At 71.5% G+C, this 19960-nt stretch carries 17 protein-coding genes and 1 tRNA gene; 4 read left to right on the plus strand and 14 right to left on the minus strand.

Annotated elements, in window-relative coordinates:
* Positions 1-21: 21 nt before the first annotated feature.
* The 3 genes from MJ604_RS13630 to MJ604_RS13640 all read right to left on the minus strand — a co-directional run bounded on the left by MJ604_RS13630 (position 22) and on the right by MJ604_RS13640 (position 1604).
* The gene (locus tag MJ604_RS13630) at positions 22-777 is read right to left on the minus strand and encodes a sulfotransferase (protein ID WP_243059002.1); all 756 of its coding nucleotides are present in this window, start codon (positions 775-777) and stop codon (positions 22-24) included.
* Between the two features lies 1 nt (position 778).
* Positions 779-851: transfer RNA gene (locus MJ604_RS13635), tRNA-Thr, on the minus strand.
* Positions 852-881: 30 nt separating this feature from the next.
* Entirely contained in the window at positions 882-1604 is a 723-nt protein-coding gene (locus tag MJ604_RS13640) for an SDR family NAD(P)-dependent oxidoreductase (protein ID WP_243059003.1), read from the minus strand.
* Positions 1605-1761: 157 nt separating this feature from the next.
* On the opposite strand from MJ604_RS13640, the gene soxR reads away from it, so the two are divergent.
* From soxR to MJ604_RS13655, 3 genes are read left to right on the plus strand one after another with little or no spacing between them, the layout of a single operon-like run.
* Positions 1762-2211: a redox-sensitive transcriptional activator SoxR gene (gene soxR / locus MJ604_RS13645; RefSeq protein WP_243059004.1), complete on the plus strand. Its 450-nt coding sequence runs from the start codon at positions 1762-1764 to the stop codon at positions 2209-2211.
* The gene (locus tag MJ604_RS13650; RefSeq protein WP_243059005.1) at positions 2208-3992 is read left to right on the plus strand and encodes a glycoside hydrolase family 13 protein; all 1785 of its coding nucleotides are present in this window, start codon (positions 2208-2210) and stop codon (positions 3990-3992) included. Before soxR ends, MJ604_RS13650 begins: the two co-directional genes overlap by 4 nt.
* A gap of 9 nt (positions 3993-4001) precedes the next feature.
* Complete coding sequence (locus MJ604_RS13655; RefSeq protein ID WP_243059006.1) at positions 4002-5204, plus strand: DUF4032 domain-containing protein; 1203 nt, start codon at positions 4002-4004, stop codon at positions 5202-5204.
* Here the strand turns inward: MJ604_RS13655 and MJ604_RS13660 are convergent.
* The 10 genes from MJ604_RS13660 to cysS form a co-directional block, all read right to left on the minus strand.
* Complete coding sequence (locus MJ604_RS13660; RefSeq protein WP_243059007.1) at positions 5201-5740, minus strand: hypothetical protein; 540 nt, start codon at positions 5738-5740, stop codon at positions 5201-5203. The genes MJ604_RS13655 and MJ604_RS13660 overlap by 4 nt on opposite strands.
* Before the next feature lie 11 nt (positions 5741-5751).
* Entirely contained in the window at positions 5752-7308 is a 1557-nt protein-coding gene (locus MJ604_RS13665) for a choice-of-anchor P family protein (protein WP_243059008.1), read from the minus strand.
* Complete coding sequence (locus MJ604_RS13670) at positions 7305-8015, minus strand: ABC transporter ATP-binding protein (RefSeq protein WP_243059009.1); 711 nt, start codon at positions 8013-8015, stop codon at positions 7305-7307. The genes MJ604_RS13665 and MJ604_RS13670 overlap by 4 nt, the downstream gene beginning before the upstream one ends.
* Positions 8012-8779 (minus strand): ABC transporter ATP-binding protein, encoded by a 768-nt coding sequence (locus tag MJ604_RS13675; protein WP_243059010.1) that lies wholly within the window; start codon positions 8777-8779, stop codon positions 8012-8014. The genes MJ604_RS13670 and MJ604_RS13675 overlap by 4 nt, the downstream gene beginning before the upstream one ends.
* Positions 8760-10715, minus strand: a complete 1956-nt coding sequence (locus MJ604_RS13680; RefSeq protein ID WP_243059011.1) for an ABC transporter permease — start codon at positions 10713-10715, stop codon at positions 8760-8762. The genes MJ604_RS13675 and MJ604_RS13680 overlap by 20 nt, the downstream gene beginning before the upstream one ends.
* Positions 10716-10719: 4 nt before the next feature.
* Complete coding sequence (locus MJ604_RS13685) at positions 10720-12159, minus strand: ABC transporter substrate-binding protein (RefSeq protein WP_243059012.1); 1440 nt, start codon at positions 12157-12159, stop codon at positions 10720-10722.
* Positions 12160-12249: 90 nt separating this feature from the next.
* The gene (locus tag MJ604_RS13690) at positions 12250-13686 is read right to left on the minus strand and encodes an ABC transporter substrate-binding protein (RefSeq protein WP_243059013.1); all 1437 of its coding nucleotides are present in this window, start codon (positions 13684-13686) and stop codon (positions 12250-12252) included.
* A gap of 77 nt (positions 13687-13763) precedes the next feature.
* Positions 13764-15263: a metallophosphoesterase gene (locus tag MJ604_RS13695; RefSeq protein ID WP_243059014.1), complete on the minus strand. Its 1500-nt coding sequence runs from the start codon at positions 15261-15263 to the stop codon at positions 13764-13766.
* A 2-nt stretch (positions 15264-15265) separates the two neighbouring features.
* On the minus strand, positions 15266-16210 hold the full coding sequence (gene rlmB / locus MJ604_RS13700) for a 23S rRNA (guanosine(2251)-2'-O)-methyltransferase RlmB (protein ID WP_243059015.1): 945 nt from the start codon (positions 16208-16210) through the stop codon (positions 15266-15268).
* Between the two features lie 69 nt (positions 16211-16279).
* Positions 16280-17656, minus strand: coding sequence for a cysteine--tRNA ligase (cysS, locus tag MJ604_RS13705; RefSeq protein WP_243059016.1), 1377 nt, complete (start codon positions 17654-17656; stop codon positions 16280-16282).
* Between the two features lie 22 nt (positions 17657-17678).
* Here cysS and MJ604_RS13710 point away from each other — a divergent pair, with 22 nt between their 5' ends.
* The gene (locus MJ604_RS13710; protein WP_243059017.1) at positions 17679-18821 is read left to right on the plus strand and encodes a C39 family peptidase; all 1143 of its coding nucleotides are present in this window, start codon (positions 17679-17681) and stop codon (positions 18819-18821) included.
* Between the two features lie 15 nt (positions 18822-18836).
* On the opposite strand, the gene MJ604_RS13715 is transcribed toward MJ604_RS13710, so the two are convergent.
* Positions 18837-19874, minus strand: a complete 1038-nt coding sequence (locus MJ604_RS13715) for a hypothetical protein (RefSeq protein WP_243059018.1) — start codon at positions 19872-19874, stop codon at positions 18837-18839.
* Positions 19875-19960: the final 86 nt, after the last annotated feature.

The following is a 19960-nucleotide window of genomic DNA, read 5'->3' on the forward strand; positions in this document are numbered from 1 at the left end:
TACGGACCCTGATCCAGGACGCTAGACCGCGAGCCGGTTGACCTGCCGCCACAGGCCGCGGTCGGCGAGCTCGTCGACGAACGCGCGGACGTCGTCCGACAGCTGCCGGTCGCGTCCGGCGACGCTGTCGACGTACTCGTTGTGGACCCGCGCGAACTCGTCGGCCACCTCGAGCGTCCACGGGAGCCCGAGGGAGTCGAGCACCGCCCTGAGGCTGGTCGCCTCCGGGTCGCCGAAGAACCGGGCGTACTCCACCACGGTGGTGAGCTCCGGATACTGGCGCGCCGCGCGCCGGATCCGCCGCAGCGACCGGTTCCACCGCTCGACCGACGCGCGTGCGTCCGACCGCTCCGGCCAGTTCACGTCGGTGTCGTCCTGCGCGCGACGGTCCCAGGACGACGCGACCTGGTCGATGTCGCGGACGATGAACACGAAGCGCGCCTCCGGCAGCCGCTCGTGCACCGCGCCGAAGCGGATCGTGGTCATCTTGTCGCCGACGTACGTCGCTGCGGCGTACTTCTTCTCGATCGCGGCGTAGTCGACGCCCCAGCGCGCCGCCTCCTCGGGATCCTGGTTGGTGAGCCCGTCGGAGAAGTCGAAGAACCGCTCCTGGTCGAAGAGCTCGGGGCGCAGCAGGTCGATCTGGCCGTTGAGCAGCCGCTTGTAGCGCTCCATCCCGATCGCGACCTCGGGGTGCGCGTTCAGGACGTGCAGCAGCGCGGTCGTGCCTGAGCGGGCGAGACCGGCGAGGAACAACAGGCGCTGCGACGACTCCACGAGCCGGTGACAGGAGTCGAACCCGCGACATCCTCTTTACAAGAGAGGCGCTCTACCAACTGAGCTACACCGGCGGCGCGGACATGTTACGTGCCGCGCAACGCTCAGCTCATACCGCCGTCGTGGGCGATGACCGCGCCGGTGATCATCCGCGCGGCCGGCGAGGCCAGCCAGACGATGGTCTGGCCGATCTCGGCCGGCGCGATGGCGCCGCCCGGGAGCATCATCATCAGCCGGTCGGCGACGCGGGTGTTCAGGTCGTCGGTGAGCTTGTGGAACACCTGCTCGACGATCGGGGTGTCCACGGTGCCCGGGCAGATCGCGTTGACGCGGATCCCCTCCGGCGACAGCTCCAGCGCGAGCGCCTTGGTGAGCTGGGTCAGCCCGCCCTTGGCGGCGGCGTACGCCGTGGCGTACGGCTGCGCGACGTTGCCGGCCACCGACGAGACGTTGACGATGTTGCCCTTGGCGGCGCGGATGTGCGGGAGCGCGGCCTGGATCAGGAAGAACGGGCCCCTGAGGTCGACCGCGTGCACGCGGTCCCACTCGGCCTCGGTGACGGTCTCGATGCGGCCGAACTGCACGATGCCCGCGACGTTGGCGAGCACGTCGATGCGGCCGTGCTCGGAGCACCGCTCGATCGCGGCGTCGACCGCAGCCTTGTCCCCGACGTTGCACTCGACGTACGTCACGCCCTCGGGGACCGTCGGGTTGATGTCGAGGCCGTAGACGATGTCGCCGGCATCGCGGAACAGCTCGGCGGTGGCGTAGCCGATGCCGGAGGCGGCTCCGGTGATGACGACGACGCGGGCAGAGGAATCGGTCACAGCGCGGACGGTATCAGCGATCTAGAACACGTTCTAGATCTTCGTTTGGGGTAGTCCCTGACGTTTCCGGGGTCGACACGCCGGACGTGACCCCGGAAACGTCAGGGACTACCCCAAAAAACTTGAAGGGGAGTTCAACTCAGGAAAGGCTGGGCCCATGACCCTGCTGACCATCGGCCAGCTCGCCGAGCGCGCGGGCGTGGCGACGTCGGCGATCCGGTTCTACGAGGCGGAGGGGCTGCTGGTGTCCACGCGGACGGCGGGCAACCAACGCCGCTACGAGCAGTCGACGCTGCGCCGGATCGCGTTCATCCGGACGGCGCAGCGCGTCGGGCTCAGCCTCGAGGAGATCGGCGAGGCACTGTCGACGCTGCCGAACGGCCGGGTGCCGACCAAGGCGGACTGGACCCGGCTCAGCCAGACCTGGCGTCCACGCCTCGACGAGCAGATCGAGCGGATCCAGCGACTGCGCGACCGGTTGGACAGCTGCATCGGCTGTGGTTGCCTGAGTCTCAAGACCTGCGCGCTGAGCAACCCGGGCGACGAGGCGGCGGCGTACGGACCCGGCCCGGTGTTCCTCGAGCCGCACGGAAGGCGACCGCGATGACCCTGCTGCACGAGCCCCACCACGACGGCTCCCCGCTGTACGTGGACGACGAGGCCCCCGCGACCGGCTGGCCGGTGCAGGTCCGCGTGCGCACCAGCATCGACGACCCGGTGGACCAGGTCTGGGTGCGCACGACGTACGACGCGGAGCCGACGTACCACCCCTGCATCGAGATCGCGCGCGACGAGCAGGCCGTGTGGTGGCAGGGCGACCTGCCCGTGCACAACCCGGTCACCCACTACCGGTTCCTGCTGGTCGCCGGGGCGACCCAGCGCTGGCTCACCGGCGCCGGCGTCGTCGACCACGACCCGCCGGACGCGTTCGACTTCCGGCTCAGCTCCCACCCGGCGGCGCCGGACTGGGCGCGCGACGCCGTGGTGTACCAGGTGTTCCCGGACCGCTTCGCCCGGTCCGGCGCGGCCGACGAGCGCGAGACGCCGCACTGGGCGGTGCCGGCCGGGTGGGACGACACGGTCGCGTTCGAGCCGCACGACCCGCACACGCCGCTGCAGTTCTTCGGCGGCGACCTCGACGGCGTCACCGAGCACCTCGACCACGTCGCGGGGATCGGGGTCACGGTCGTGTACACGACGCCGGTGTTCCCCGGCGAGAGCAACCACCGCTACAACGCCTCCACCTTCGACCGGGTCGACGACCTGCTCGGTGGCGACGATGCGTACGTCCGGCTGGCGACCGCGGTGCACGAGCGCGGCTGGCGGATCCTCGGCGACCTGACCACCAACCACACCGGCGACACCCACGAGTGGTTCAAGAACCCGGACACGCAGGACTTCTACTGCTTCCGGCCAGACGGCACCTACGAGTGCTGGATGGGCCACCACACGCTGCCGAAGCTCGACCACACCAACACGGAGCTGCGCGCCGCGATGGTCGAGGGACCCGACTCCGTGGTCGCGCGGTGGCTGCGGCCGCCGTTCGACCTCGACGGCTGGCGCGTGGACGTCGCCAACATGACCGGCCGCCTCGGCGCCGTCGACGTCAACCACGACGTCGCCCGGGCGGTACGCCGCACCGCGCTGGCCGAGCGCGCCGACGCGTTCGTGATCGGCGAGCACAACCACGACGCGTCCACCGACCTCGACGGGGACGGCTGGCACGGCACCATGAACTACTCGGGCTTCTCGTGGCCGGTCTGGTCGTGGCTGCGCGACCCCGACTCGCCCGCGCGGGCGTTCGGGCGCCCGGTCCCCGTGTCGCGCCGGCCGGGCGCGAGCGTCGTGCAGAGCCTGCGTGAGTGGCAGGGCCGCTACGGCTGGCGCGCGACCACGTCGTCCTGGAACATCCTCGGCTCGCACGACAGCGCGCGGATCCGCACGCTCACCGGCTCCGGCGCGGTGCACCGCGTTGCGGCCGGCCTGCAGTTCACGCTTCCCGGCGTGCCGATGCTGTTCGCCGGCGACGAGATCGGCATGGAGGGCGTCCTCGGCGAGGACTCGCGCCGGCCGTTCCCCTGGCACCGCCGAGAGGCCTGGGACGAGGACACGTTGGCGACGTACGCCGGACTCGCACGGCTGCGCCACGAGCACCCGGCCCTGCGCCGCGGCGGCCTCCGCTGGGCGCACGTCGCCGACGACACCCTGGTGTTCCTCCGCGAGCACCCGGCGGGCTCGGTGCTGGTCGCGGCCCGACGGGCGGCCGCGCCCGAGGTCGTGATCGCGCTCGGCGACGCGACGCTGCTGCTGACGACCGGGACCGACGGGGACGTCAGCGGCACGATCCCGGCCGTGGACGGGCCGACCTTCTCCGTCTGGAGCATCTAGCCTCGACACATGGCACTCCGCATCGTGTCCGGCCGGCCGGACCCGGCGCTGCTCGGGCTGCCGTGGCACCTGCCACTGGAGGAGTGGACCGAGCACGTCGTCCCGCTCCCCCGCGGTCTCTCGAGGCACGTGGTGCGGATCGTGCGGCCGGGCACCAACACCTACGCGGTCAAGGAGACCGTCGAGGAGATCGCGTTCCGCGAGCACCGGATGCTCCGCGACCTGCAGCGGATCGGTCTGCCCGCGGTGCTGCCGCAGGGCGTGGTCACCGGCCGCGTCGACGCGAACGGCGAACCACTGCCCGCCGCCCTGCTGACCCAGCACCTGCAGTTCTCGCTGCCGTACCGCAGCCTGTTCTCCCACGGGCTGACGGCGGAGAACGTGCCGTCGCTGGTCGACGCGATGGTGGTGCTGCTGGTCCGGCTGCACCTCGCCGACTTCTACTGGGGCGACGTGTCGCTGTCGAACGTGCTGTTCCGGCGCAGTGCCGGCGGGTTCGCGGCGTACCTCGTCGACGCCGAGACCGGTGAGCTCAAGCCGAGCCTCTCCAACCAGCTGCGCGAGCACGACCTGACCATCGCCACCGAGAACGTGTTCGCCGAGCTGCTCGACCTCCAGGCCAGCCAGTCACTGGACTACGAGGTGCAGGCGCACGAGATCGTCGAGCTCCTCCGCGAGCGCTACGACGCGCTGTGGAACGAGCTGACCGCCGCCGAGGAGTTCTCGACCGCGGAGATGTGGCGCATCGAGAAGCGCGTGGAGCGGCTCAACGACTTGGGTTTCGACGTCGACGAGCTCGACATCGTCACCGACTGGGACGGCGACCAGGTGCGGATCCAACCCAAGGTCGTCGAGCTCGGCCACCACCGCCGCGAGCTGCAGGCGCTGACCGGCCTCGATGTCGAGGACGCCCAGGCCCGGCGGATGCTCAACGACATCGCGTCGTTCTCGGCGTACTGGGACCTCGGCCGCGAGGACCGCTCCCTGGTCGCCGCGAAGTGGCTCACCCAGACCTACGAGCCGGTGCTCGCGATGATCCCGACGGACCGCAAGCTCGAGCCGGCCGAGATCTTCCACGAGATCCTCGAGCACCGGTGGTACCTCTCCGAGAACGCCGGCCACGAGGTCGACTTCCTCGAGGCGGCGCGCAGCTACATGGACACCGTGCTTCCGGCGAAGCCCGACGAGAAGGTCGCCACCGAGGACGACTAGGGCCTGCACACCCGGCAGGTGGTGAGCGCGCCGTTGTTCTCGCCGACCGGGTGCAGGTCGGTGCGGTGTGCGATCAGCGCGCAGTCGCGGCGGTGGATAGTGGTGCCGTCGCCGGCGGTCACCGGCAGCGCCGAGACGTCCACGCCGTCGTCGCGGGTGGCCGCGGCTCGCGACGTGACGTCCGCGAGCACGAGCAGCGTGTCCGCGAGCCGGCGCGAGGACTCCTTGCCGTCGGCCGCGATCCGCGCCAGCCAGGCACCGAAGTACAGGAAGCCGCCGGTGAACGTCAGGCCCAGCCCGAGCAGGCCGCCGGACACGAGGTAGGACAGCTGGTCGTACTGGTACGGCGTGTTCGCGGCGCCGTACCAGCCCAGCACGATGACCACGAGCCCGAGCGGCAGCAGGATCGCGCCGGCCCAGAACAGCACCAGCTGGAGGAGCTGGTAGTGGTTGTCCTTCAACGGCGCGGCACCGGAGGTGCTGCCCCGGCTCCCGGCCTTCGGGAGTCCGACCGTGAGCTGGTCGTTGGTCGTCATCGCGGTCATCGTCAGGCCTTTCTGAGATCGGGGAGGCCGCTGTCGAGGCCGTGGGAACAGGAGCCGGCACCACCGAGGGCGAGAACGCCGGCCTTGCGCAACCAGGTGCCGCCGACGGCGGCGAGAGCGATGCCGGCGACCAGGATCGCGGCCGGGATCGAGTACAGCGGGGGCAGGCCGGAGCCGGTCAGCTCGGCCGGGGGCAGGTCACCGGCGGCCGCGGCAGGGGCGTCGCCGGCCGCAGCCGCGGGTGCGCCGGCCGCAGGAGCGGTGCCGGACGACGCCACGCCGCCGGAACCGCCCGCACCACCGCCGGCATCCGTGCCACCGGGGTCGTTGTCAGGCACCTCGGTCGGGATCTCGATCCCCTGCACGGTGTCGACCTGGGTGCTCGCGACCCCCAGCGTGACCACGACGCGCGGCGCCAGGCCGGTGAGCGCCTGCAGCGTGCTCTTCAGCTCCGGCGGGTCGTTGGGCAGCGCACCGATGATGTCGTCGAGTGGCAGGGCGTCGAGCTGCTTGCGCAGCACCGAGGTGTCGATGTCGAGGACGAGCCCGGAGACGTCGTACGCCGCCTGGTCGCCCTTCACCTTCCGCACCGGCTCGACGAGCTCGATCCTCACGCCGAGCTGGGCGAGCGCGTCGGTCAGCTGGGGCGGCAGCGGCGGGACCTCGCCGGCCTGCCCGGCGGCGACGAAGCCGTCGGGGCCGAACGAGAACTCCTGGCCGGCGATCGTGACGCCGCCGAGCACGGTCCGGCCGGACGTCGTGCCCTTCGTGCCGTTGCTGGTGCTGGTGCTCGTCGAGACGAGCCCCTCGAGGGTGACGATGCCGCCGAGGAGCGACACGTCGCCGAGCGCGGACCGGGCCGTGGTGACCACCCTGCCGTCGGAGACGACGTTCTGGCTGGACGACGTGTAGCCCTCGAGGTCGACGAGCCCGGCGAGCTCGGGCGGCAGGCCGGGCGTGCCGCCGGGTGCCGGCTCCTCGTCGGGCTCCTCCGCGGCGGTCGTGAGCCCGCCGGTGATCGCCTGGCCGAACTGCTCGAGCGGGTTCGGGGCCTCCTCGGCCTCCTCGTCGCCGCTCTCGGTGCCGTCACCGACCTGGCCGTCGGGGGAGAAGCCCGCCTGCGCGACGGTCTTCGTCGCGGTCGCGCTGGTCCGCATCACCATGCCGGGGAACGGCTCGTCGGCCTGCCTCTCCTCACCGGAGGGCTGTCCGGAGTTCACCTGCACCGGGTAGCCGTTCTCGCCCAGCTGCGGGGGCAGGCCGAGCTGCTCGACGAACGTCTTCATGCCCTCGCCGACCGGGTCGCCGGGCCACAGCCAGCTGGCGCGACCCAGCGAGCTGCCGGAGTCGGCTTCGACCGTGGTGTAGCCGAGCTCGACCTCCAGCTGCGGGTTCGCCGGGATCGGGATGGTCGGCTCGTAGATCTCGATCTTCACCGGCGCCGCGACGGCGACCGCGCGGTAGCCGCTGAACGCCGGATCCTCGCTGGCGCCTGCCGACACCGGCAGCGCGGCGCCGACGAGGGCGGCGGCCGCGAGCGGGAACAGGATCTTCTTCATGCTGCGCCTCCGAGGATGACGTCGGACATCGTGTCCATGATTTCGGCGGGCTCACCGGTGGCGACGATCCGGCCGCCGGTCATCACCGCCGCGTAGTCGGACACCCGCAGGGCGGTGCGGGCGAACTGCTCGATGCACAGGATCGAGACGCCGCTCCGGGCGATCTGGGCGACGGTCTCGTAGAGCTCGTCGACGATCAGCGGCGCCAGGCCCATCGACAGCTCGTCGAGCAGCAGCAGCGCCGGGTCGGACGCCAGCGCCCGCGACATCGCGAGCATCTGCTGCTCACCGCCGGACATCGTCCCCGCGAGCTGGTGGCGCCGATCGTGCAGCCGGGGGAAGTAGGAGTACGCCGTGTCGAGGACCGCCTCGGCCCGGACCCCGGCGTACGACATCAGCGTGAGGTTCTCCTCGACGGTGAGGTTCGGGAACACCGAGCGGCCCTCGGGCACCGTGCACAGCCCGAGCCGCGCGAGCTCCTCGGTCGAGGCGTCCTGCACGTGCACGCCGCCGAGGTGGATGTCGCCGGAGGTCTGCCTCTTCTGCCCGCTGATGACCTTCACCAGCGTGCTCTTGCCGCCGCCGTTCGGGCCGAGCAGTGCCATGACCGCGCCCTTGGGGACGGTCAGGTCGACGCCGCGCAGGACCTCGATCCGGCCGTACGCCGCGTGCAGGTCGACGATCTCGAGGATGGGGACGCCCGTCATCGGACTGCCTCCAGCTCTTGGGTGAGGTCGGCGTCCGGGACGTCGGAGTAGCCGAGGTAGGCCCTCTGCACGTTCGGGTCGGCGCGGATCAGGGCCGGCGGACCGGACGCGATCACCCGGCCGAAGTCGAGGACGTGCAGCTCGTCGCACACCGACATCACGAGGTCCATGTCGTGCTCGACCATCACGATGGCCCGCCCCTCGGCGGCGAGCGCCGCGAGCAGCTCGCCGAACGCCTGGGTCTCGGTCTCGTCGAGTCCGGACGAGGGCTCGTCGAGCAGCAGCAGCTGGGGCTGGCCGGCCAGGCAGCGCGCCAGCTCGAGCAGCCGGGCGACGCCGGTGGGGATCGAGTCGGCGCGCTCGTCGGCGTACGCCGCGATCCCGACCCGCTCGAGCAGCCCGTCGACGTCGGCGGACGCCGGGCGGACCAGGCCGGCCAGGCCGCGGTGGATGTCGCGGGCGACGCGCACGTTGTCGCGCACCGTCAGGGACCCGAACGCCTCCAGCCGCTGGAACGTGCGGCCCATGCCGCGACGCGAACGGCGGTGGACCGGCAACCGGGTGATGGTGCGGCCGTCGAACCGGATCCTGCCCTCGTTGGGCTTCTGCAGCCCGGTGATCACGTTGAAGCAGGTGGTCTTGCCCGCACCGTTCGGCCCGATCAGGCCGGTGATGCGGCCCGCCTCGGCGGTGAACCCGGCGTGGTCGACGGCGGTCACGCCACCGAACCGGACGACGACGTCCTCAACTTCGAGCAGCGACATGAGCGCCCTCCTTGAGCGGGATGTTGGTGTCGCTGTCGTCCTCGGCCCGAGGGCGGGGCAGCGGCAGCACCGGGACGGCGGCGCGGACCTTGTCGCCGAAGCGCGCCTCGAGCCGGCGGCCGAGGCCGAACAGCAGGTTCGCCAGGCCGTTCGGGTCGCGGCCCAGGGCGACCGCGCCGAACCCGAGGACGGCGAACACGAGACCCGCGAGCTCGGGCCGCGAGCTCTGCAGCACCGGGAGCAGCATCAGGCCGATGCCGCCGAGCGTCGCGCCGGTCACCGAGGTGACGCCGCAGACGACCGCGAGCAGCAGCAGCGGGAGGCTGTTGAAGAGCTGGAAGTCGGCGGCGCCGATGGTACCGCGCAGGCCGGCGAACAGGCCGCCGGCGAGACCGGCCATGCCGGCGGAGAGACCGAACAGCGCGACGCGGAACCAGCGCATGTCGAGCCCGAGGGTGCCGCAGGCGGCCGGGCTGTCGCGCATCGCGATCAGCAGCCGGCCGAGGACGCCGCGCCGCAGCAGCAGCAGGGCGAGCGCCATCAGCACGAAGAAGACCGCCATCACCAGCACGTAGCCGCCGGTCGACGAGAACTCGTGGCCGAGCACCGTCAGTCGCTGGGCGCTCAGGGTGCCGTTGAAGCCGAACGCGAACTCGGCCTGGAACACCAGCTTGTCCATCAGCACGCCGAACGCGAGCGTCGAGAGGGCGAGGTACAGCCCGGTCAGCCGCAGCACCGGCAGCGCCACGAGCGCGCCCACCCCCGCCGCGATCAGGGCGGACATGAACAGCCCGTAGAGGTTGGGCTCGTCGAGCTTCGCGTACGCCAGCGCGCCGACGCCGGCGAAGGTGAACTGCGCGAGCGAGACGTGGCCGCCGTACCCCGTCAGGAGCACCAGCGAGAGCATCGCCATCGCGTACGTCGCCGCCGTGCCGACGAGCAGCAGGTCGGCGTCCGACATCGAGGCCGCCAGCAGCGCGACCAGGCCGAGCAGTCCCGCTCCCCACCCGACGGACTTGCGCATCGACGGCAGCGGCGCGGTGACGATGCCCTTGACCTGGCCGATCCGCAGCTGGGCCTGGGGCATCGCGATGATCACGACGAACAGGAAGAGCGCCGGGACGACCGCGCGCAGGCCGGCGAGGCTGCCTTCGCTCGGGAGGTAGGCGACCGCGAACGACTGCAGCACGCCGAGGCCCATCGCGCCGACGAACGTCAGCGGCAGGCTCTTGAGCCGGCCGAACATCGCCGCGGCGTACGCGTTGATCACGAGCAGCGTCAGGTCGAAGTAGGACAGCCCGACCACCGGGCTGAGCAGGATGCCGGCCAGGGCGGCGAGCGAGATCCCGATCGCCCAGGACAGCGAGGCGACCCGGTCGGGCTTGCCGCCGAAGAGCTGCAGCAGCACCGGGTTGTCCACCGACGCCCGCATCGCGGTGCCGACGCGGGTGCGGTTGAGCAGCGCGTAGAGCATGGCGGCGACGACCGCAGAGAGGACGATCGTGATGATCTGGTGCGCGGTGACGTAGGTGTCGCCGATCTGGAGGCCCTTGTCCGGCAGGAACGGCGGCACCGTGCGCGGCTCGGGCGGCCAGATGTACTGCGCCAACCCGATCAGGCCGACGAACAGCCCGACGGTGACGACCAGCGAGACGCTGACCGGCCCCTCTCCGAGGCCCCGGGTGACGAACCGCTGCACCAGCCACCCGGTGCCGGGAGCGACCACGCCGAGCACCAGGAACAGCGCCAGCCAGGTGGGCATCCCCTGCCGCTGGCTGAAGTCCCAGAACGTGAAGGCCATGACCATGCCGAACGCGCCGTGGGCGATGTTGAAGACCCGGGTCGTCGTGTAGGTCAGCACCAGGCCGCTCGCCGCGATGGCGTACGCCGCTCCGGTGAAGAGGCCGAGGATGGTGAACGAGATGATCGTGGACATGGGGTCACTCGCCGTTCAGGAGCGGGCCGCAGGCGAAGCCGCCGGGTGAGACCTGGCGCCACTTGCCGTCGTTGAGCTGGAGGACGGAGCCGCAGTTCGACGTGACCTTCGAGCCGACCTGCTGGGGAACGTGGAGACCGTTGCCGGTCCAGCCCTTGACGTTCTTGAGCGCGGCCACGAGCGAGGCGCGGCTGAGCTTTCCGCCGAGCTGGACCGCCTGCTCGACGAAGAGCCTCGCCGCGGACCAGGCGTAGAGCCCGAAGTAGTTCGGCGTCGCGCCGGGCTTCACCTGCTCGAGCCAGGACCGGTAGAGCTGCATCTCCTTGACGGAATAGTCGTCGAACAGCCTCGTCGTCGACCAGGCGTAGACGCCGTTGCCGTTGTCGCCGGCCTGCTCGACGAAGTTCTGGTCGTAGATCGTGGAGTCCTGGACGAACGCCTCGGGCTCGAAACCCTGCTGCTGCATGGCGTCCAGCAGCTTCACGGTGTTCTGGTACGGACCCGTGTAGGTCACCAGCTCGATGCCCTTCGACTTCATCTCCTGGACGTACGGCGCGTAGTTGAACTCCGATACGTCGATGCCCTTGAAGTAGTCGACCTTCCAGCCGGCCCGGTTGTAGGCATTGCGGAAGTTCGCGGCGTTGACCGCAGCCGCGCCCGCGTTGATGTAGACGACCGCGGCGTGCTGGGTGGCGTCCTTGTACTTCGAGAGGAAGTAGCGCGGCATCGAGCCGTTCACGACGCCGGGGTCGACGGCCTGGGCCGCGAAGCAGGTCGCGCAGTCGCGCCGCTCCGGCGTGGTCGTGGTCGAGCGGATGTCCGGGAGACCGCAGTCCTGCGCCGGCCCCGCGCCGCCGGAGTCGAAGGCCGACATCGAGCCGACCGCGGCGAACGCCTCGTCACAGGCCTTCGTGTAGGCCTGCTGGTCGGCGCCGGCGTCGGCGCGGCTGTCGAGGAGCTGCACGTCGAGCTTGCGGCCGCAGATGTCGTTGGTGGCGTTGAAGTACGCCGCGTACGCACGCGTCGCCTCCTGCGCGGACTCGAAGATGCCGGGCACGGGGCCGGAGATGTCGGAGACGTTGGCGATCGTGATCGTCTGGTCGGTGATGCCGGTCTGGTTCTTGAAGCCGTCGCAGCTGCCGGCCTTGCCGGCACCGGCGGCCGCGTTGGCGCCGGTGCCCTCGGTCGCGGAGCCACCGGCGGTGCCCCCGGACCCGCCGGTCGAGCCCGTGCTCCCGCCCGCGCCGCCCGTCGTACCCGCGGTGCCGCCGTCGGCCGTGAGACCCGAACCGCCGTCGACGCCGCCGGCCGTGGTCCCGTCGGCCCCGCCGACCGTGGTGCCGTTGACCGCGGCGACCGTGTCGGGGTCGAGCTGCGAGCCGCAGCCGGCCAGCGCGCACGCCACCGCGACGGCGGCGACGGTGAGCAGTCGGACCCTACGCATGGATCCCTCCCTGGAGACCGAACGTGACGCCCGTCTCAACGAGGTCTCCACGCGAAGGTGACGGCGCCGGTCTGGACATGTCGCTGCCCATCAGGACGACGTGGTTCCGCTGCACTGGTACCGGGACCCGCCGACCGGGACCCACGTGCCGCCCTTGAGCTGGATGAACCGCCAGCACTCGCCGGTGCGCCGCGGTCCCACGTGCTGCGGGGAGTGCATGCCGTTCGCGGTCCAGTCGTCGACCCGGGCGACGTCGGCCAGCAGGCTCTGCCGGCTCAGCTTCCCGCCGAGCGCGATCGACCGTTCGACGAACAGCCGGGCCGCGGACCAGGAGAACAGCCCGAAGAAGCTGGGCTCCGCTCCGGGCTTCACCTGCTGGAGCCAGCTCAGGTAGAGCTGGAGCTCCTTGTTGCTGCCCGCCTCCTCGAACGGCGTGAAGTTGATGAAGAGCGTGGTGCCCTCCACCGCGTCGCCACCGTTCTGCACGAACTCGCTGGTGTACGCCGTCGGGTCGAGCATGAACACCTCGGGCTTGAACCCCTGCTGCTTCATCGCGTCGGCGAGCCGGACGAACTGGGCGGACGCCCCGATCATCTGGACGTACTCGATACCCTTGGACTTCATCTCCTGGACGTACGGCGCGTAGTTGAACTCCGAGATGTCGATGCCCTGCACGTACCCGAAGCGCATCCCGCGGTTCTCCATCGCGTCGACCTGGGTCTGGGCGTTCTCCGCGGCCGCGCCCGCGTTGATGTAGAGCATCGCGGCGTGCGAGGCGGCGTCCGGGTGGTTCTTCTTCACGTAGTCGGGGACGGCGTTCTGGAACTCCGTCGCCACCGTCGACTGCGCGCCGTAGCAGGTCGTGCAGTCCTGCCGGTCGAACGTGACCGAGGCGGACCGGAGGTCGGGCAGCCCGCAGTCCTGGGCGGTCTTCGCACCGCCGGAGTCGAAGGCCGACATCGAGCCGACCATCGCGAACGTCTCATCGCAGCCCTTGGCGTACGCCTGCTGGTCGGCGGCGGCGTCGGTGCGGCTGTCGTACGCCTTCAGCTCGAGCTTGCGGCCGCAGATGTCGCTGGTCGCGTTGAAGTAGGCGACGTAAGCGCGCACCGCGTCCTGGCTCGCCTCGAACAGTCCCGGCACGGGCCCGGAGACGTCGGAGGCGTTGCCGATGACGATCGTCTTGTCGGTGACGCCGGTCTGGTTCTTGAACCCGTTGCAGCTGCCGGCCTTGGCGCCGCCGGTCGCGGAGTTCACGCCGGTCCCCTCGGGGGCGTCCCCGGTGCTCGCGCCGGTCGAGCCCCCGGAGCCACCATCGGCGCTCGTGGTGCCGCCACCGGTGCTGCCCGGGACCGACCCGTCGAGAGCCGCGCCGTCGCCGGAGCCGGTCGAGACCCCGGAGCCGCCCACGCCGCTCCCGCTCACCTGGGCGACGGTGTCGGGGTCGAGCTGGGAGCCGCACGCGGCGAGGCTGAGCGCCACGAGCGCGCAGACGGGCGCCATCACGGCTTGTCGGACGAGGGGCACCGGGGCCTCCACAGAGCTAGAACACGTATCAGTTCTGGCTCAACGAGGGGGCCGCCCAGAGGTGACGGCCGCCACTCTCACTGCACGGTGAGGGGCGGATACACCAGCTCGACGTACTCCCCGACCTCGAAGACGCCGTTGGTCGCGATGTCGACCCACTGGATGCCGGCCGGGTGCCCGTCGCGGTAGGTCACCAGGCTGATCTCGGCCTCGTGCTTCGGCTTGCTCCCCAGCGCGATGGCGTACGCCGCTCCGCCCGCGGTGCCGGTCGTGTAGCGGTACCCCGTGGACCCGTTCTCGCCGACGGTCGCCTCGGGGCCGACCCGGTTGTGCAGGTGGCCGCCGAGAACCAGCTGCACGCAGCCGCGGTTGAGGGCCTCGCGGCCGAGGTTCGCGTCGTGGACGAGCATGGTCACCAGCCCGCCCTCGACGGCGCACGCGGCGTCGGCCATCCGGTCCTCGACCTCGGCGAACGACAGGCCGGTCTCGTCGCGCCAGCTGCCGAGGCCGCTGGAGCGCGGGTCGTCGACGCCCAGCAAGGTGGTGCCGGCGGGGCCGTCGACCACCTCACCGTCGAGCATCGTCCAGCCGTGGTCGGCCATGTAGTCGTGCACGAAGTCCCCGTGGTCGTGGTTGCCGGCGACGCCCCAGCGGTCGAGGCCCTTGAACGCCTCACTCACCGAGTCCAGCGAGAACGCCTCCCAGCTGCTGCCGGTCGAGGTGTCGTCGCCACCGTCGAACACCGCGGTCGCGCCGGCGGCGTCGGCGATCGCCCGGGCGACCGGGTCCATGCCGATGTTGTCGTGCCGGTCGGACACGAACACCACCACGGTGTCGCCCTCCTCCGGCACCCGGAGGTCGAGCGTGGCGGCGTGCTCGGCAGCCGCGGCGTAGAACTCCTTGCTGGTGTCGTAGGTGTCGACCGCGCTCTCGACCAGACGACGCGTCTGCGACGTGGTGACGTCGCCGCGTACCTGGACGTCGTCGAGCTCCTCGGGGATCGGGACGCCCGGGCCGAGGAAGTCCTGCAGCGACACCCAGTCCCCGCCGCCCACGGTGGCGGCGGACTCGCGCCACGGCTGCCAGACGGCGATGCCGAGCACCACGAGCACCACCACCGCGACCACACCGGTGCGGAGCTCGAACCGTCCGGCCAGCTCCCGCCGGCGGGCCGGTCCGATGAGCAGCCACACCACCAGGGGGACCAGGCCGAGCACGGCGCCGCGCACGAGGGCGTCGACCGCCATCGACTCGACGGCATGGCCGACCTTGGCCAGCTGGCCCTCCGGCTGACTGGCGAGCAGGGCGTAGCGCTGGACGAGCTCGTCGGTCGACTTCGCGTCGGTCTTGCCGAGCTGGACGTCGACTCCGACGACCCCGCCGGTGTCCACGCGCACGTCAGGCAGGATCGGCCCGGCGTCCAGCACGGCCGTGCCGGAGAGGTCGGGCGAGACCGACGCGTCGTGGCTCGCGAGCTCGACGGTGCGGCTGCTGGTCAGGAACAGGACCAGCCCGATGAGGACGGCGCACAGCAGCCAGACCCCGGCGTACACCAGGATCCGAGCAGTCCGGCGCACGGTCAGCGGCGCGCCTCGGAGATGGCGTAGAGGGCGACCGAGGCCGCGACTCCCGCGTTGAGCGACTCGAGCCGGTTGGCCATGGGGATCGACACCAGCTGGTCGCAGGTCTCCGACACCAGCCGCGAGAGGCCCTCGCCCTCGGAGCCGACCACGACCACGAGCGGGCCGTCGGCCAGGTCGAGGTCCGGCAGGCTCACGTCGCCCTCGGCGGCCAGGCCGACGACCATGCAGCCGGCGTCCTGGTAGGCCTTCAGCTGGCGCGTGAGGTTCACGGTCTGCGCGACCGGCATCCGCGCGGCGGCTCCGGCACTCGTCTTCCACGCCGCCGCCGTCATGCCGGCCGCCCGACGCTCGGGGATCACCACGCCGTGCGCGCCGAACCCGGCAGCGCTGCGGATGATCGCGCCGAGGTTGCGCGGGTCGGTGATGTGGTCGACCGCGACGATGAGCGGCTTCTCCGCGTTCTTCGCGGCCAGGTCGAGGAGGTCGTCCGGGTGGGCGTACTCGTACGCCGGGATCCGCGCGGCCAGCCCCTGGTGGACCCCACCGCCGACCATCCGGTCCATCTCGGTCTTGGTGACCTCGAGCAGCTTGATGCCCTTGTCGGACGCGAGCTGGAACGCCTCACGCAGCCGGCCGTCGCGCTCGGCGCCCTCGGCGACGTACAGCGCGTTGATCGGCACGCCCTCGCGCAGCGACTCGACGACCGGGTTGCGGCCGATGATCCACTCGGCGTCGCCCGTCGTACGCCGCTTCGGCTTGGTCGCGGCGGCCTTCTCGGCACGCTTCGCGACCTTGTGGGCCTTGTGGTACTCGCGGTCCTTGGCCTTGGGCGTCGGACCGCGGCCCTCGAGGCCGCGCTTCACGCGGCCGCCGGATCCGGCGGTCGGGTTGCCCTTGCCGGACTTCTTGATCGCGCCCTTGCGCTGCGAATTGCCTGCCACGTCAGTGTCCTTGCTTCCGGTGGTCGAGTAGGTCGCGACGAAGGAGCGGCCGTGTCGAGACCCCGGCCATCACGAGATGCTCCACTTCGGCCCATGGGGTGTGTCCTCGACCTCGATGCCCGCTGCCTTGATCCGGTCGCGGATCGCGTCGGCGGCGGCGAAGTCCTTGTCGGCGCGGGCCTGCGCGCGCTGCTCGAGCAGCCCGGCGACCAGCGCGTCGACGGCGTCGGTGAGCTTCTGGTCGTCACCGCCGCTCGTGCCCCAGGCCGGGTCGGCCGGGTTGATGCCGAGCACGTCGAGCATCGCCACCACCTCCGCGGCGTACGGCCTGGGGTCGTCGGCCTTGTTCCCCTCGCGCACGGTGTCGTAGATGACCGCGACCGCGGCGGGCGTCCCGAGGTCGTCGTCCAGCGCCGCGACGAACGCGTCCGGCAGGGCGCCGGCCTCGACGTCGCCGGCGCGCTCGAGGAAGCTCTCGATCCGCCGGAAGCCCACGGCCGCCTCGTCGAGAGCCTCGAAGGAGAACTCGACGTGGCTGCGGTAGTGCGCGGCCACGATGTAGAACCGCAGCTCGATGCCGCGGTAGCGCTGCAGCACCGAGGGGATCGTCAGCGAGTTGCCGAGCGACTTGCTCATCTTCTCGCCGGCGGTGGTGATCCACGCGTTGTGCATCCAGTACGACGCGAACGGGTGGCCGGCCGCGCGCGACTGGGCCTGCTCGTTCTCGTGGTGCGGGAAGCGCAGGTCGACGCCGCCGCCGTGGATGTCGAACGCGGGGCCGAGGTACTTGCCCGCCATCGCGGAGCACTCGATGTGCCAGCCCGGGCGGCCGCGGCCCCACGGGCTCGGCCACGACGCGGTCTCCGGCTCGGACTCCTTGCGGCCCTTCCAGAGCGCGAAGTCGCGGGGGTCGCGCTTGCCACGGGGGTCGGCGTCCTCGGCCGCCTCCATGTCGTCGATGCCCTGGCGGGTCAGCTCGCCGTACTGCGGCCACGAGCGGACGTCGAAGTAGACGTCGCCGGAGCCGTCGGCCGCGGGGTACGCGTGCCCCTTCTCGATCAGCGTCTCGATCAGCTCGAGCATCTCGGGGATGTGCCCGGTGGCCAGCGGCTCGTACGTCGGCGGCGCGACGTTGAGGGCGGCGTACGCCTTGTCCAGCTCGCGCTTCATCGCGGCGGCGTGCGAGTACCACGGCCGGCCGAAGCCGTCGGCCTTGGCGATGATCTTGTCGTCGATGTCGGTGACGTTGCGGATGAACGTCACGTCGTAGCCGCGGAGACGCAGCCAGCGCTGGAGCACGTCGAAGTTCACGGCCGAGCGCACGTGCCCGACGTGCGGCTCGGACTGCACGGTGAGACCACAGACGTACAGACCCGCCTTCCCCTCCTCGAGGGGAACGAAGTCACGGACGTCGCGGGTCGCGGTGTCGTACAGCCTGAAGGTCACCGGCCAAGTCTAGGGTTTGTGGGTGCGCCGCCTGACATTCGCGATCCTCGCCGCCCTCGTCACGCCGCTGCTGGCTCCGGCCGCCGCGACCGCGGCCCCCGCCCGGCAGATCGTCTACACCGAGTGGGACTCCCCCGCGGCGCTCCAGGCGCTGCCGACCGGCGTGGACCGGAGCGCGTGGGTCACGCCGTGGACCTCGCCCGGCTTCGCGCTGACCCGGCTGATCCCGTCCTGGTCGGCACGCACCCCCGGCGACAGCCGGGTCCGCATCGAGGTGCGCGGCCGCACGGCCACGACCACCTCGTCCTGGGACACCATCGCGACCTGGGCATCGGGCGACCAGCACCTGAAGCGCACGACGTACGGATCACAGGACGACGACCTCGCCTCGGTGAACGTCGACACCTGGGTCGTGCCGAACGGCGTGACGTCGTACCAGCTGCGGGTGACGATGGCCCGCGCCGCCGGCCAGAAGGCGTCGCCGCGCGTCGACATGGTCGGCGCCATGGCGTCGCTCCTGCCGGCGGTCGACTCGGTGAGGACGTCGCGACCCGGACCCGGCCGCGGGATCGTCCTCGACGTGCCGCGCTACTCGCAGATGGTGCACACCGGCCACTACCCGCAGTACGGCAGCGGCGGCGAGGCCTGGTGCTCCCCGACGTCGACGTCGATGGTGCTCGGGTACTACGACGCACTGCCCGAGCCGAAGGCCTACCGCTGGGTGCCGGCCGGGCACGTCGACCCCTGGGTCGACCACGCCGCGCGGATGACGTACGACTACGAGTACGACGGCACCGGCAACTGGCCGTTCAACACGGCGTACGCCGCGAGCCTCGCCGGCCACGCCTACGTCACGCGGCTGCGCAGCCTGCGCGAGGCCGAGACCTACATCGCGGACGGGATCCCGCTGGTCGCCTCGATCGCGTTCGGCCAGGGCGAGCTGGACGGCGCGCCGATCTCGTCGACGAACGGGCACCTGCTGGTGATCGTCGGCTTCACGCAGTCCGGCGACGTGGTCGTCAACGACCCGGCCGCCGCGAGCCGCGCGGGCGTGCGCCGTACCTACGACCGCGGCCAGTTCGAGAACGCCTGGATCCCCAAGTCCGGCGGCACGGTGTACGTGATCACGGACGCCGCCCACCGGCCCCCGATCGGGAGCCGGTAGGCGGCGTACCGGGACTCAGCTCCGGCGAACGCGCAGCGCGCCGGCCGCGACGAGTGCGCCACCGGCGGCCAGGAGCAGCAGCGCCGGGTCACGGGAGTCGCGGACCGGCTTCGTGGAGCCTGCAACCGGCGCCAGGGCCGCCGCTCCGGTGCTGCCCGCGTCGACGGAGGTCGGCACCAGGGCCGATCCGGCCTGGCTGCTCGCGCCGACGTGGCTCGCGCTGACGCCACGGTCGCACGCGCCGGGCTGGGCGGGCTGCTCCTCGTGCGAGGTGTGCTCAGTCGCGTGGCCGGGGACCCAGGTGTTCTCCGACGCCACGTAGACGTAGGGCGTCGTCGAGGCCACGGTGGTGGTGACCTCCACGTTGTCGGCGCAGTCGAGGTGGATGCTCTGCTGGCTCGCCTGCAGCGCCTCCGGCTGGGGCGCGCGCTCGACGCAGTCGCGCTGGACCTGCTGCGCGACGTCCCACGGCGTGAAGACGACGTCGGAGATCGTCGGCTCGGTGTCGGTGACCAGGTCCCACGCGTTGGTGGTCTCGTTGAAGACGTAGGTGTCGGTGTACTCCTCGTCGTACGTCAGCTCGCCCGCGTCGTACGTCGTCCCGGCCAGGGTCACCTCGCAGTCGGCGAGCTGCCCGGCGCCGCTGCGCGTCACGTCCGGCGGCGGCGTGCAGGGAGTGCCGGCCGGCTGGGTGCCGGTCAGGTCGGTGCAGGCGTCCGCGGGCGGCGCGCCACACGGGCCGACCTCGCCGGACTCGCCGCCGTGGTACGAACCGTCGGCAGCCTCCACGAACGCCGACCACGTGCTGGTCGCGCCGTCCTGCGGCACCGGGAAGGTCTGGTCGACGGACGCGCCGAACGTGCCGGTCTGCGTCACGCCGTTGATGGTCACCGACCACCGGTTGGCCTGGTCGGCGTCGTACGCCGTGGCGCCGACGTGCACGCCGGCGCAGCTCGCGCTGATGTCGGGTGTGTGGGCCGAGGCCGGCGCTGCGAGCAGCACTCCGAACCCGGTCGCCACGACAGCGGCGAGTGGAGCAGCAATCAGTCTCATGTGTCTCGTTCCCCCAGGGTGAGTGACACGGCCGCCCCCAGCGGCCGTCGGTCTGGACCTCTGTCACCGGCCACCGGGGTCGCCAA

The organism is Nocardioides sp. SR21, assembly GCF_022761125.1.
GTDB lineage: Bacteria > Actinomycetota > Actinomycetes > Propionibacteriales > Nocardioidaceae > Nocardioides.

Excerpts from the sequence above, each read along its gene's own strand:
- MJ604_RS13675 (WP_243059010.1), bottom strand. The coding sequence starts at position 8,779 with ATGTCGCTGCTCGAAGTTGAGGACGTCGTCGTCCGGTTCGGTGGCGTG.
- MJ604_RS13655 (WP_243059006.1), top strand. The coding sequence starts at position 4,002 with ATGGCACTCCGCATCGTGTCCGGCCGGCCGGACCCGGCGCTGCTCGGG.
- MJ604_RS13685 (WP_243059012.1), bottom strand. The coding sequence starts at position 12,159 with ATGCGTAGGGTCCGACTGCTCACCGTCGCCGCCGTCGCGGTGGCGTGC.
- MJ604_RS13670 (WP_243059009.1), bottom strand. The coding sequence starts at position 8,015 with ATGACGGGCGTCCCCATCCTCGAGATCGTCGACCTGCACGCGGCGTAC.
- soxR (WP_243059004.1), top strand. The coding sequence starts at position 1,762 with ATGACCCTGCTGACCATCGGCCAGCTCGCCGAGCGCGCGGGCGTGGCG.
- MJ604_RS13680 (WP_243059011.1), bottom strand. The coding sequence starts at position 10,715 with ATGTCCACGATCATCTCGTTCACCATCCTCGGCCTCTTCACCGGAGCG.
- MJ604_RS13660 (WP_243059007.1), bottom strand. The coding sequence starts at position 5,740 with ATGACGACCAACGACCAGCTCACGGTCGGACTCCCGAAGGCCGGGAGC.
- MJ604_RS13665 (WP_243059008.1), bottom strand. The coding sequence starts at position 7,308 with ATGAAGAAGATCCTGTTCCCGCTCGCGGCCGCCGCCCTCGTCGGCGCC.
- MJ604_RS13650 (WP_243059005.1), top strand. The coding sequence starts at position 2,208 with ATGACCCTGCTGCACGAGCCCCACCACGACGGCTCCCCGCTGTACGTG.
- MJ604_RS13715 (WP_243059018.1), bottom strand. The coding sequence starts at position 19,874 with ATGAGACTGATTGCTGCTCCACTCGCCGCTGTCGTGGCGACCGGGTTC.